Source organism: Legionella tucsonensis (assembly GCF_001468035.1).
Taxonomy (GTDB): Bacteria; Pseudomonadota; Gammaproteobacteria; order Legionellales; family Legionellaceae; genus Legionella; species Legionella tucsonensis.
Window position 1 is genome coordinate 631,473 of the sequence record NZ_LNZA01000001.1, and the last position, 12,913, is coordinate 644,385.

Here is a 12,913-nt window from a genome sequence, read left to right on the forward strand (position 1 = left end):
TATCTTATGAATTCACCAATTTATCAAAGCCTGAGTTGGGCCCATCCGCTTGTACAAGATTGGTTTATCCAGAAAGTAGGTAACCCTACTGAACCCCAGAAGCAAGGATGGCCATTTATTTTAGCAGGTCATGATACGCTTATTTCCTCACCAACGGGTTCAGGGAAAACTCTGGCTGCATTTTTAGCGTGCTTGGATGGATTAGTTCGTAAAGCTGAATCCGGCAATTTACAGGATATAACGGAGGTCTTGTATGTTTCACCGCTTAAAGCGCTCAGTAATGATGTGCAAAAAAATTTACTTATGCCGCTGGAGGAAATTACTGAATTAGCCAGGGAACGCGGTATGCATTTGCCAGAAATTCGAGTGGCAGTGAGGACAGGAGATACACCTACTGGTGAGCGCCAAAAAATGCTGAAACAGCCGCCACATATTTTAATTACCACTCCTGAATCCTTTTATATTTTATTAACCGCTGAAAAAAGCCGCATCAATTTGGTAAACATCCATACGGTGATCGTTGATGAAATTCATGCTTTAGCAAATAACAAACGAGGAACGCATTTAGCTTTATCTCTTGAGCGTTTGGAAGTACTCACTTTAAAACCGTTTATTCGCATTGGATTATCAGCGACCCAAAAGCCTTTGGAAAAAGTGGCACATTTCTTAACAGGTGCTAAAAAAACCAAAGTAAAATTGGTCAATATAGGACATGCACGCCAACTTGATTTGCAGGTTATTGTGCCAGACAGTGAGTTAACTGCCGTTGCTTCCAATGAAATGTGGGATGAAATTTATGAAAAAATTGCTGCTTTTGCACGGGAAAATCGCTCTACCTTGGTATTTGTTAATACACGAAAATTAGCAGAACGCTTAGCCCATCATTTGGAACAACGTTTAGGTGAGCACAAGGTTTTAGCTCATCATGGAAGCCTATCGCGAAAATTGAGGCTTGAAGCAGAGACAAAATTAAAAAAAGGTGAGTTGCAAGTATTAGTTGCTACCGCATCTTTAGAATTAGGCATCGATATAGGAAGTATCGATCTGGTATGCCAAATAGGATCACCGCGTGCCATTGCTACGACATTGCAACGAATCGGTCGAGCAGGACACTGGCATGCGGCAATTTCTAAAGGACGTATTTTTGCGACTACGCGTGATGAGTTGTTAGAGTGCGCTGCATTGGTTTATGCAATACGTGACGGGGATTTGGATCAGTTAATTGTTCCCAAAGAGCCTCTGGATATTTTGGCACAACAAATTGTGGCTGCATGTGCTACTGAGGATTGGGAAGAGAATGCACTCTTTCGCTATTTTAAAAACGCTTATCCATATCAGCATTTAACCCGAGAAAAGTTTGATGAAATTCTTACGATGTTATCCGAAGGAATTGCTGGTTCGCGGGGGCGTTACGGGGTGTATATTCATAGAGATCAGGTAAATCATGTTATAAAAGCACGACGTGGCAGCCGTCTTGCGGCGATTACAAGTGGAGGAGCCATCCCAGACAATGGATTGTTTACGGTTATTGCACTGCCTGACAATGCCATGGTAGGTACTTTGGATGAGGATTTCGCAGTAGAAAGTAATCGCGGCGACATTTTTTTATTGGGGACAAACTCTTGGAAAATACTTCGCATTGAAAATGGGCGCGTGCTTGTGGAGGACGCACATGGTGCTCCACCTAGCGTACCTTTTTGGTTAGGAGAAGCGCCTGCGCGAAGCATTGAGTTATCATTACAGGTTTCGCAGTTGCGCGAAAAAATAGATGAATTGTTGCCGGAAAAAAGTCCACAAGTTGTTGATATAAAACATTCCCCCGAAGTTAAGGAAGCCATTCAATGGTTGATGAGTCATTGTGGCCTGGATCATTCTGCTGCAGAGCAGATACTGGAGTATGTCCGTTTGGGGAAACAAATTCTAGGGGCGGTTCCTACACAAAAAACAATCATTGCCGAACGTTTCTTTGATGAAAGCGGTGGGATGCAGTTAATAATTCATGCACCTTTTGGTGCTCGTATTAATAAGGCTTGGGGATTGGCTTTACGTAAGAAATTTTGTCGATCATTTAATTTTGAATTACAAGCTGCAGCTACCGATAACGGGCTAAATATCGCTTTGGCAGAGCAACACAGTTTTCCTTTGTCTGATGTGTTTCATTTTTTGCATACAAACACGTTAAAAGAGGTTGTGACCCAAGCAGTATTGCAATCTCCTTTATTAGGTGTGCGATTTCGCGCAGTGGCCGCACGCTCCTTGTCTTTATTACGTTTTCGCGGCGGCAAAAAAATTCCTCCAAACATTCAACGTATGCTTGCAGATGATTTATTGGCAGCTGTTTTCCCGGATGCCGCAGCGTGCCAGGATAATTTGGGTGGCCGTGATGTCATATTGCCTGAGCACCCACTCATCGAAGAGACAATGAAAGATATTCTTACCGAGGCTTTAGACATTGATGGATTTGCTGCGGTGATTCATGCTATTGAATCTAAGCACATTACGTGTCTGGCAGTAGATACTCCAGTACCTTCGGTATTTTCTCATGAAATTTTAAATGCCAACCCCTATGCATTTTTGGACGATGCTCCTTTAGAAGAGCGGCGATCGAGAGCAGTTGAAATGCGGCGTGTACTCCCTGAGGCTTTGTTGGAAGAGGTGGGGAAGCTGGATCCCAAAGCAGTAATCGAGGTTCAAGAGCAAGCCTGGCCAGATATTCGCTCCGCAGATGAGTTACATGATGTCTTACACACTGTGATTGTTTTTCCTGAAACAATTCATTTGTCAGAGTATCAGTATACTTCACCAATATGGAAACAGTATTTTATCGAATTACAGCACGCAGGAAGAGCGGCATTAGCCACGGTTACAGGAAAGAATTATTATGTATCTGCTGAAAAAAAGAAGACTTTTTGCAGTATTTTTCCGCAAGCAACATTTGCTAATGAGATGGTTGTTATTGAGGAAGAGTCAAGTTCACAAGATGAGGTCATTCTGAAAACTTTACGTGGTTGGCTTTTGCATACAGGTCCAGTCACCCAAAAGATACTTGTTGAATGTTTGCAACTTTCTTCACTGGATGTGGAACATGCTTTATTAAAATTGGAAGCCAGTGGTTATTTATTGCGCGGAAATTTTCGGGCAGAGTATGCTGGTGAAATCGAATGGTGTGAACGTCGTTTGCTGGCACGTATCCATCGTTACACTACAGAATCTTTACGTAAACAAATCAAACCCGTGACTCGAGCACAATTTATGGTTTGGCTACTCAAGTGGCAACATGTAGCAAAAGGAAATCAGATGCGTGGCGAGAGCGGGTTGTTGGAGGTAATCAAGCAACTTCAAGGTTTTGAACTTGCTGCAAATGCATGGGAGTCTGATATTTTTCCTGCGCGTGTCCAAGATTATGATTTGTTGATGCTTGATAAACTGTGTATGAGTGGTCTTGTAGGTTGGGGACGCATATCTCCTCATCCCTCTGTAGTTGTAATCGAAGAGGAGGTGAAAAAATCAAGACGCCTATCACCAACGCGGAGTGCACCGATTACGTTTTTCGTCCGCGAGGAATCCGAGTGGATCCCACCGCATGCACTAGTGGATAATATCGAGGGGGTGAATAGTTTAAGCCATCCTGCACGTAATATTTATCAATTCTTACAAAAATATGGGGCTTCATTTTATGCAGACATCGTTCGCGGTACGGGCAATCTAAAAGTTGAAGTGGAAAATGGCTTATGGGAATTGGTTGCAGCGGGTATGGTCACAGCAGATAGTTTTGATAATGTACGTACCCTAATGAGTACAAAACGTAAATACCACAGCCGTCATCGACGCAGACCACTTTTTCCACTCAGTACAGGCCGTTGGTCTTTATTGCATGTACATGCACAAGCTGACCATGAAAAACGAGTGGAAGCTGCGTGCTGGATGCTGCTGAAACGCTACGGTGTAGTATTTCGTGATTTACTTGCGCGTGAAAAAAATATTCCGCGTTGGCGAGATTTATTGATTTTCTTGCGACGTCTTGAATTACGTGGTGAAGTGCGTGGCGGTCGTTTTATTGATGGATTTTTAGGCGAACAATTTGCACTACCTTATGCTGTGGATTCCTTACGAGCTATGCGGAATGAGGAGCTTGAGGCGATACCACAAACTATTTCATCTGTGGATCCTTTGAACTTAGTAGGAATTGTATTGCCAGGCGAGCGAGTTTCTGCAGCGATAAAATCGGAGATACGATTAATTGGAGGGCAAGTTGCTTGACACGTGTAGTATCCAAGCCGCATTACATATTTCATGATTTAATTTCATGGCTATGTAAGAATGTGACCCCCTTATGTAAAAGTTCGGATTTTATTTTTTTAAAATCATTTTCATTTAGGGGTTTGGTAGCATCTTCAATTAAATAACATGTAAAACCTTTCTGAAGTGCATCTTTTATCGTGAAGTAAACACAAATATCGGCGCATAAACCACAAAAATAGAGTTTTTTGATACCTTTTGCGTGAAGATAACCACCTAAGCCAATGTCTCTTTTATGGTCATTGTCATAAAAACCGCTGTAACTGTCGATTTCAGGATCCATGGCTTTTCGAAAAATAGCAGCTACAGGCCGTGTATCAAGTGTAGGATAAAATTCTGCACCAAAGGTTCCCTGGACACAATGATCAGGCCATAGTATTTGCTCTACTCCGTGCAACATAATTTTTTCAAAGGGTTTTTTTCCAGGATAAACGGAAGCAAAACTTTTATGATTTTGCGGATGCCAATCCTGAGTGGCAACAATCAAGTCGAACTTAGGAAGTAGCTGATTAATTACTGGAACAATAGAGTCCGCGTGTGGAACTGCTAGGGAGCCACCCGGCATAAAATCATTTTGTACATCCAGAATAATTAAGGTGTTCATATGCATGTTATTTTCTATATCTTTTAATTAACTCATTTCGTTTTATTTTAAGCTGCTTGCTTAAGCCTACCTGATAGGAACTTGGTTTTTCAAACCGTTTGTACTCTTCAGGAAGCTGACTTAACCTTTTTCTGCTGTATTCTGCAATTTGTTCCAGTGTTTTCGATGGCATTAATCGTTTGCCGTTTTCCATGACTTTTTGCAATAAAGGCTCTTGCTGATCATGATCAAGCGACAATAGCTTTTCGGTTTCAAAAGGAGCATAAACTTCATCTAAATTCGTCTCATTCATTAAGCCAACAACATCAAAACCTAAAAAAGTGTTTTCATGTAATAACCTGAAAACCTGTTTTTTATAAGGCAAGGTGATTTTATTTTTTGATTCAGACAGTTTAAGCCGGGGTTTGTTATTAGCAAAAGCCAATTTATATACGCCATCCAAAGCAGCATCCGGAGCGCCAACAACTAAATTTGTGCCAACCCCAAAAATATCAATAGGTGTTTTCTGATCACGAAGGGTTTTTATTTTCTTTTCATCCAATTGATTGGAGGCTACAATTTTTACATAATGTAAATCTGCTTCATCCAACAATTGGCGTGTTTTTTTTGCCAAATCCTCCAAATCTCCACTGTCTAATCGTATGGCGTGCAATCGATGACCGCACTGTTCCATTTCTTTGCCTACACGAATTGCATTAGGTACACCGCTTTCCAGAGTGCTGTACGTATCAACCAGAAGAGTACAATTATCAGGCCAGATTTCAGCAAAATCACGAAATGCAGCTAATTCACTATCGTAACTTTGGATAAATGAATGTGCCATAGTTCCGGAGATAGGGATACCATAATCACGCCCTGCACATACATTGCTTGTTGCATCAAACCCACCAATAATTGCAGCACGACTGGCATAATAGCCTCCCGGACCTTGAGCTCTGCGCAAACCAAAATCAACTAATTGGCAATCACCTGCAACGTGGCGAATACGACTTGCTTTTGTTGCAATCAGCGTTTGAAAATTAAGTATGTTCAGCAGAATTGTTTCGATGAGCTGTGCTTCAATCATACTCGCTTCAACAGTGACTACGGGACATGTGGGGAACACTAAATCTCCTTCAAATGGAGCATAAACAGTTCCTTTGAAGCGAAAGTTTTTCAGATACTCGAGAAAGTCAGGATGCATTCCTTTACTTTGTAAAAAACGAATATCACGTTCGTTGAAATGATAGTTTTCCAATAGTTCCAATAAGTCTTCTAAGCCAGCAAAAACGGCATATCCCGAACCAAATGGAAGTTTTCTGAAAAAATAATCAAACACAGCGGTATTATTTTGGTGTCCTTTCAAAAAATAAACCTGTGCCATAGTTAGTTGATATTGATCAGTATAACTTCCTGTGAAATCAAACATTTGAGTAAGTGTCCTTGTTTTGCGACAATAAAATTCTAGATAATAGCAAAGCCCGTTATATTGCCATAATAATTGGTGAAATACACTCAGGAAGTATTAATAAGAATAATGTGATGGCGGTATGTTGTTCTAGATTTAAAATAGTTGTTTTGTTATATTTTTAGAAAAAATGTCAATAATTTGCATTGATTGTTGACTAGAATTTGTCATGCTTTAGTTTTTTCTGTTCATAATTTTTGTAATTACCTACTCACTAAGACATGGAGTGAAAAGGATGAAAGTCTATGAGTTAAGAATACACATTGAGCAACTGCTCAAAAGCAAGATTGATCCATTAAAAGTCCCCAAAGAAATCATTGACCTCATCTCGAAATTAGTTAAGGTACTTGAACCATTTGATGATGTGGATGATGTTAATTCTGGGATGCTGTCTCCTGTTAGAGAGCTCATTGAGCAATTTTGGCATTGGGCTATATGTAATATACCGTATGATCAATGGAAAGAGGGAACTTATGCCACTTCTTGGCTTTCTTTACAACAGCTTTTAGTTAAAGAGAGTTTATTAGTTGCTGATTTTCATCATCCTATTTTATATGAAGCACTTAAAAATCAGTTTAATCACCTGGCAGAAAATCGCTTGAAAATAACGGAGCTTATGCCTTTACTGATTCGTGCCAGTCGAATGCTTGGTTATATGATGCCCACTGAGGATGGTTATCCTTTTGTAAAATTAGATGCACGAATCACTGCACACATGCCACAAGAAATTACAAAAATAAAAGATATCATGTTTTTGCTGAGAGCAGCTTTTTATTTAATTTATAAATACTGCACTGTGGAGCAATTAAAGTTAATGCCTTTTCTGATTTATTTTCGAAATCCTACCACAGATGAAGAGCGGCGTTCTGAATTCGCGATTTTTGATTATTTAACCCAAAATACAGCAGGTTGCATCGAGTTTTTTAATACTTATGATGAATACATTGATACCCGCTCAATCACTCTAATTGAAGCCTTGCGGGATGTATCTACTTGGATGCCCACGAATCGTTCGGATTTTCTAAGTGCTACAAACCGAAATCGTTGGATTTATCCTTTTATTCAGCAGGTCAGGTTTACTCAAATAGATACCGGAGATGATTTAATAAATAAAACACTTCATTTATTAGAAGCAGATTTTGTGACTCGAAAAGATCAATCTTTTACAGGTGCCTTGAGTTTTACCGCTGCAGTCAAAAGACAAGCAGGTATCTTAACACATGAGGAGACAAAGCTTGTTCATTCTGCAGTTTATTTATTTTGTCTTAACAAATACATAAAACATCGTGAAGAAGATCCGCGCGGGGACAAACATTCTTTTTTATCGCTCTCTGGAGAGACAAAATGCCATGCCGCTGAAAAAAGAAAGTTGGCTATTCTTGGGAGTCCTGTCAAACTTGGTTTTTTTGAAACTTTAGCTATAAATCAAGGACGTTTGAAAAAATTGGTTGATTTTCTTGAAGTAGATCAGGTGCCAGATTTAGAAAATCATACAGATCCTATTTCCTGGCTTAATTAAAATGAGCTCGGCATGAGTTAAATACATAATTAATAAATCCGATTAAGATAACTGTTTTATATAAAAATTTTTCCATTTGAAATTTGCTTTTCAATAGTGTGTAACATATATTTATTATTAGCTTCAGTACCTTAAAATCATTTTTAAGTTATTTAGAAAAGGAGTTCTTATGCGCGTGATTAATAAGCTTTCACTAGCAACAGTGTTAGGTATTTTGTCAGTTTCACCTAGTGTTTACTCTGCGGACATCCCTGATATTTCTGGATCATATAAATGTTCATATCATGATCCCTTTACTACTCCAAATGATGGAACCGAAACTGTAGTGTTCAAAAAAAATGGAGATGTTTATAAAATTTCAGGAATTCCTACAGGAAGTGTATTTCCATATTATGTTGGTAAAGGCATATTTAATAAAAATGTAGGTAATGCGATTGGCTATATCTTTTGGCAACCAAAATCTCCATCCGTAACAACGATCCAACTGTTTACAATTAAACCTGATGGTTCTTTGGATGGTGTTTTTGCAGAAAGTAATAAAGACAAGAGTGGTACTGAAACATGTACTAAATCAGCACAACAATAATAGAGAGTTATTCGCATAAGATGATGATGAGAAAAGGAATTTTATTATGAAAACCGTGATTAAAAGTGTTTATTTAGTTGCTGCATTATCTCTACCCACATTAACAGCCTATGCAGATAACGCCAGTACAAGCAATACCAATACTCCGACAACGAACACTGGTACTGCAACAAGTGATACTACTAATTCGATAAGCAATACTGGCGTTAGTGCCTCTTCTTTTTTGGGTGATTATCAATGTCAACGTGTTGATCCCTCAAATAAAACAGACTCTTATCCTCTTACAGTTTCAAAATCAGGGGATACTTATACCTTACAATGGGAAAATAGTAATGGAGATCCGGTTCTTTATGGCACAGGAGTTATGCATCCCAATATGACTAATGTTGTTGCTACTTCATTTTGGGATCCTAGAAAGCCGGATACAATTGGTGTTCAAATGATTGAAATCAAGCCAGATGGTTCATTACAATCCAATTGGGTAGTACAAACAGACAATCAAGTTGGCTCAGAGACGTGTATTCGAAGCAAGTAATTAAGTTTTTTCATAATCCGCAAAATAAAAGGGGGTTACCATCAAGTATAACCCCCTTATTATGTGAAGAAACAGAATTCATAATCTATTTCTCATTTTATAATAAAGAATGGCAAGGGGTTCTTTGAGAAAATAATGTGAGAGATATTTGTTCTTTGTCCAACATGTGCTTTTTACTGCGGGCGAGCTGATCACTTTAATCCCCAGCTTTTGCGCGACTAGAATGGCTCTGGGTGAGTGAAAAGGTTCAGTTACTAATATAATGGTTTTAAATTGATTCGTTTGCAGTATCTTTTGGGAAAAAAGAAAATTTTCATAAGTAGACGTTGAGGCGGGCTCCAGCAGGATGTCTTTGGAGGGTACGCCCAAAGAGAGTGCAATTTTTTTCATGGTTTGTGCTTCGTTGGCTCCGTCTTCGATGTCAGTACCTCCCGTGAAAAGAAGCTTAGGTGCATAGTTGGCCTTATATAAATCCACTGCATGTTTTATGCGAGCTACAAGACAAAGATTGTATGAGTTATTACGATAAGCCTTTGCTCCAAGGACTAAAATAACATCTGCCTTTTTTTTTTCATCTTTTTCTGCATTTTTCATAATATAAAGAGCAAGAAAAGAATAAACAATAATGAATGTGAGTAAAGCAAAAATACCTGTTTGCATGAGAAGTTTCATGAAGTACTCTAAATACAATTAAATAATAGGGTCAGTCCCTGAAAAATTTTATCATCATTGTATGGCTGTTGAATTGAAAGAACAAGCAAAAATCTTATTACTTAATCATGTAAATGGGCCGGATTGGCCCAATCTTAAGAACTGTCTTTAAAATCAGTAGTGTTGATGATATCGCGGATATGGAGCATTGTTTTCCACTATAACGCTTGGTGGTGGTGACCATCGATAAGCGTTTTTCCATCTTGAATGATGATGGTGACGATGAAAGAACTTAAATCGTGGATAATCATGATGATGTGAATGATGATAAGCGAAGGCCGTTGTAGTGGAAAATAAAGTAGCTGCGCTTAATATCCCGCACAGCAATAATTTTTTAATCATCTTGTATTCCCCTTGTAGATTGTTATCTGAAGACTAGTCTAAATAACAAATGTAACAGGGATATAACAAGGCACACTGTAATTGTAACAAGGTTGTTACAAAGGGATATAAAATATACTGTAGTCTGGTGCAGTGTAGAGGAAGCTAGGAAATGTACATAAATCATTACTTGTTGACATTGTTGCACCAGGTACTATGTATAACAGTATTTTAAGAGAACGTCATTGCCATTTGTCGTTTTTCTTCTTCAAGATTGGCCATGTTAGTTACTATTTCATTTAAATCGACAGTCTCTTCGGGAACGTCAGGAGTGACACAATGTGCAATCCCTTTTGCTAACAAAATAGCAGCACAGGGACTAAAACACGCTGTAACGCATAGAGTGACAGGTAAGGTTGCAAGATATGTTAATGTTGTTGAATAAGGTACACCACTTGAACGTAGTATGAAATAGATACCAAGATGTATGCCGCCACCTAAGGCCATCATTGTAAGACTTGCGCATTTTTTAAAACAACAATCCGCTTCAATACGGGAAGAGCAGTATTTAACGTTTTCATTACGTTCTTCTACATTAGTCAAATAAATCTGTTCATGTTGCTTAACTAATTCCTGTACAGGAGGATTGACATATTTATTTTCGATTTCGTGGGAAAGTGTTTTATTCTTGTATAAAGTAAAAAAAAGATGAGGGTTTGTTTTTTTGATTGTTTCTGCTGCCAGAGTGATTAATTTGGGGACTTGTTTTGGTTGCGCTTTATTTCCAAACATCTATCGTACCTTATCTTTAACTGAGAAATTCCCATTATATATTAATAAGTTATTGTGTCATTGTTTTGTTCAAAATTTAAAAAGAAAATTAAATAAATATATGATGCTCTAATGTATCTTAAGTTATATGATTGGATTCAACATTATGAACGTCGAGTACGAACTCAAGATTGGAGAGAAAAATGAAGGATTTTTTTCATGGTATGAGCTATATGCTACGTGGAGTTCGTCATCTTTTTACTCGAGGATTGAAACGTTTTGTTCTATTGCCTTTAGTAATTAATTTTATAATGTTTGCGGGCTTATTTTATCTTATTTATCATTATTTGTTGCCCTATGCTTATCACTATATCAATCAACTTCCTTCTTGGTTAAGCTTTCTCAGCAATATCTTTTTTATCATTTTTATCCTAAGCTTTTTCTTAATGTTTTTGTCACTTTTTACGGTATTTTTTAATTTAATCGCTGCACCTCTAAATGGACTCTTGGCTGAGAAAACACAAAATATTTTTTTTGGAAGTGCAATTCCATCTTTACCATTTTATAAAATTGTGCTTCGTAGCATAAAACGTCAAATTGAATTTCTTAGTTATTTTTTACCCCGTTTTTTAGTAATAGGAGGTTTATTTTTTATACCTTTTCTACAGCCTATTTATCCTTTTTTATGGTTTCTATTTAATGCATGGATACTGAGTATTCAATATCAAGATTTTGCTATGGATAATAATCTTATTAGCTTCAAAGAAACACGTAAGAAAGTCGCCAGCAGCAAAATGCATTCACTTGGATTAGGCTTTTCTATAAATCTAGTCAGTTTTATACCCATCTTAAATATATTGACCTTGCCTGCAGCAGTTATAGGAGGTACTATGCTTTGCTGTGAACTCAATAAACACTTACTGAAACCCTTAAACGTATAAATTAGGGGCGTTTACAAAGAATACTATAAATATTGTGGAAAAAGTGGAGTACAGAGGCTGCCAGGGTGGTATTAGTTAAACCTGGGTTTCTCTGTACTGTATGTGCGACAACCCAAGAAATTAATAAGCTTGGACTACAATTTTTCCTACTGCTTTCCCCGACTCGAGGAGCGAATGGGCTTTATCAATATTCTCGAAGTAAAAAAGATGAGGGTCAATGAGCGGATTTAAATGACCATCCTCTACCAAGCTTGCGATTTCTTTTAAAATTCTGCCGTGCCGATCGCGTTGTACATTATGTAATAATGGCAATAACATTAAAACAGCATGCAGACTGGCTGATTTGCTATGTAAAGGTGAAAGATCGTGCTGAGACGCTGCTTGAATGCTGATTACGTTTCCATACATGGCAACAGCAGCCAATGATTTATCAAGATTTTCCCCGCCAATTGTATCAAATACTACATCAAATCCAGCACCATTGGTAAAGCGGTTCACATAATCTTGAACTGAATCAATCCGGTAGTTGATCACTTCTTTGGCTCCAAGCGATTTTGCGATATCTGCTTTATCTGAAGAAGATACAGTGGTGTATACTTCTGCTCCAGCCCATTTTGCCAGCTGAATTGCAATATGCCCAACCCCGCCTGTACCTGCATGAATTAGCACTTTTTGTCCAGATTTAATTTTAATCTTTTCAAATAATGCTTCCCAGGCAGTGATTGACACCAGAGGTAATGCAGCGGCCTCAACCATACTCAGTTTCTTTGGTTTTTTTGCAATTAACTTCGCATCAGCAAGCATAAATTCAGCCAAAGCTCCACTTTCATTGAGGAAACCACCTGCACATCCATAAACCTCATCGCCAGCTGTAAACTCAATAACTCCTTCACCCACTTCGTCAACGATACCTGCTACGTCACTATGCAGGACTGCTGGGAATTGAGGTGAAATCTGACTGTATTTACCCGAGCGAACTTTACAGTCAACAGGATTAACACTCGTTGCGACAACGCGAATGAGCACATAGCCAGGTTTAATTTTTGGTTTGGGAAGTTCAATTGTTTCAAAAACTGAAGAATCACCAAAAGATGATATAGCTTGTGCTTTCATAGCGTTCTCCTAACTTGATGCACCAGAAATTTTTATTAAAAATTGTGAAGAGAATAAATTCATCTT

At 38.3% G+C, this 12,913-nt stretch carries 11 protein-coding genes; 5 read left to right on the plus strand and 6 right to left on the minus strand.

What is annotated here, in order from left to right:
- Nucleotides 1-6: 6 nt before the first annotated feature.
- Nucleotides 7-4,260 (plus strand): DEAD/DEAH box helicase, encoded by a 4,254-nt coding sequence (locus tag Ltuc_RS02690; RefSeq protein WP_058519809.1) that lies wholly within the window; start codon nucleotides 7-9, stop codon nucleotides 4,258-4,260.
- A 31-nt stretch (nucleotides 4,261-4,291) separates the two neighbouring features.
- Here Ltuc_RS02690 and pncA read toward each other — a convergent pair whose 3' ends face one another.
- Nucleotides 4,292-4,903: a bifunctional nicotinamidase/pyrazinamidase gene (gene pncA, locus Ltuc_RS02695; protein WP_058521577.1), complete on the minus strand. Its 612-nt coding sequence runs from the start codon at nucleotides 4,901-4,903 to the stop codon at nucleotides 4,292-4,294.
- A 7-nt stretch (nucleotides 4,904-4,910) separates the two neighbouring features.
- Nucleotides 4,911-6,311, minus strand: a complete 1,401-nt coding sequence (locus tag Ltuc_RS02700) for a nicotinate phosphoribosyltransferase (RefSeq protein WP_058519810.1) — start codon at nucleotides 6,309-6,311, stop codon at nucleotides 4,911-4,913.
- Between the two features lie 274 nt (nucleotides 6,312-6,585).
- Between Ltuc_RS02700 and Ltuc_RS02705 the strand changes: the two genes are divergently transcribed.
- From Ltuc_RS02705 to Ltuc_RS02715, 3 genes are all read left to right on the plus strand, one after another.
- The gene (locus Ltuc_RS02705; RefSeq protein WP_058519811.1) at nucleotides 6,586-7,869 is read left to right on the plus strand and encodes a hypothetical protein; all 1,284 of its coding nucleotides are present in this window, start codon (nucleotides 6,586-6,588) and stop codon (nucleotides 7,867-7,869) included.
- A gap of 169 nt (nucleotides 7,870-8,038) precedes the next feature.
- A complete protein-coding gene (locus tag Ltuc_RS02710; protein ID WP_058519812.1) occupies nucleotides 8,039-8,455 on the plus strand; it encodes a hypothetical protein in 417 nt (138 codons plus the stop codon).
- Nucleotides 8,456-8,501: 46 nt separating this feature from the next.
- Nucleotides 8,502-8,990, plus strand: a complete 489-nt coding sequence (locus Ltuc_RS02715) for a hypothetical protein (protein WP_058519813.1) — start codon at nucleotides 8,502-8,504, stop codon at nucleotides 8,988-8,990.
- 78 nt (nucleotides 8,991-9,068) lie between these two features.
- Here the strand turns inward: Ltuc_RS02715 and Ltuc_RS02720 are convergent, their stop codons facing one another.
- From Ltuc_RS02720 to Ltuc_RS02725, 3 genes are all read right to left on the minus strand, one after another.
- Nucleotides 9,069-9,662 carry a YdcF family protein gene (locus Ltuc_RS02720; RefSeq protein WP_058519814.1) on the minus strand — a complete coding sequence of 198 codons (594 nt, stop codon included), beginning with the start codon at nucleotides 9,660-9,662 and terminating at the stop codon, nucleotides 9,069-9,071.
- A 153-nt stretch (nucleotides 9,663-9,815) separates the two neighbouring features.
- Nucleotides 9,816-10,043, minus strand: a complete 228-nt coding sequence (locus tag Ltuc_RS14900) for a hypothetical protein (RefSeq protein WP_083498029.1) — start codon at nucleotides 10,041-10,043, stop codon at nucleotides 9,816-9,818.
- A gap of 210 nt (nucleotides 10,044-10,253) precedes the next feature.
- On the minus strand, nucleotides 10,254-10,814 hold the full coding sequence (locus Ltuc_RS02725; protein WP_058519815.1) for a hypothetical protein: 561 nt from the start codon (nucleotides 10,812-10,814) through the stop codon (nucleotides 10,254-10,256).
- A 182-nt stretch (nucleotides 10,815-10,996) separates the two neighbouring features.
- On the opposite strand from Ltuc_RS02725, the gene cysZ reads away from it, so the two are divergent.
- Entirely contained in the window at nucleotides 10,997-11,734 is a 738-nt protein-coding gene (gene cysZ, locus Ltuc_RS02730; RefSeq protein ID WP_058519816.1) for a sulfate transporter CysZ, read from the plus strand.
- 120 nt (nucleotides 11,735-11,854) lie between these two features.
- On the opposite strand, the gene Ltuc_RS02735 is transcribed toward cysZ, so the two are convergent.
- Nucleotides 11,855-12,847 (minus strand): zinc-dependent alcohol dehydrogenase family protein, encoded by a 993-nt coding sequence (locus Ltuc_RS02735; protein WP_058519817.1) that lies wholly within the window; start codon nucleotides 12,845-12,847, stop codon nucleotides 11,855-11,857.
- Between the last annotated feature and the right edge of the window lie 66 nt (nucleotides 12,848-12,913).

Excerpts from the sequence above, each read along its gene's own strand:
- Ltuc_RS02690 (WP_058519809.1), top strand. The coding sequence starts at position 7 with ATGAATTCACCAATTTATCAAAGCCTGAGTTGGGCCCATCCGCTTGTA.
- pncA (WP_058521577.1), bottom strand. The coding sequence starts at position 4,903 with ATGAACACCTTAATTATTCTGGATGTACAAAATGATTTTATGCCGGGT.
- Ltuc_RS02700 (WP_058519810.1), bottom strand. The coding sequence starts at position 6,311 with ATGTTTGATTTCACAGGAAGTTATACTGATCAATATCAACTAACTATG.
- Ltuc_RS02705 (WP_058519811.1), top strand. The coding sequence starts at position 6,586 with ATGAAAGTCTATGAGTTAAGAATACACATTGAGCAACTGCTCAAAAGC.
- Ltuc_RS02710 (WP_058519812.1), top strand. The coding sequence starts at position 8,039 with ATGCGCGTGATTAATAAGCTTTCACTAGCAACAGTGTTAGGTATTTTG.
- Ltuc_RS02715 (WP_058519813.1), top strand. The coding sequence starts at position 8,502 with ATGAAAACCGTGATTAAAAGTGTTTATTTAGTTGCTGCATTATCTCTA.
- Ltuc_RS02720 (WP_058519814.1), bottom strand. The coding sequence starts at position 9,662 with ATGAAACTTCTCATGCAAACAGGTATTTTTGCTTTACTCACATTCATT.
- Ltuc_RS14900 (WP_083498029.1), bottom strand. The coding sequence starts at position 10,043 with ATGATTAAAAAATTATTGCTGTGCGGGATATTAAGCGCAGCTACTTTA.
- Ltuc_RS02725 (WP_058519815.1), bottom strand. The coding sequence starts at position 10,814 with ATGTTTGGAAATAAAGCGCAACCAAAACAAGTCCCCAAATTAATCACT.
- cysZ (WP_058519816.1), top strand. The coding sequence starts at position 10,997 with ATGAAGGATTTTTTTCATGGTATGAGCTATATGCTACGTGGAGTTCGT.
- Ltuc_RS02735 (WP_058519817.1), bottom strand. The coding sequence starts at position 12,847 with ATGAAAGCACAAGCTATATCATCTTTTGGTGATTCTTCAGTTTTTGAA.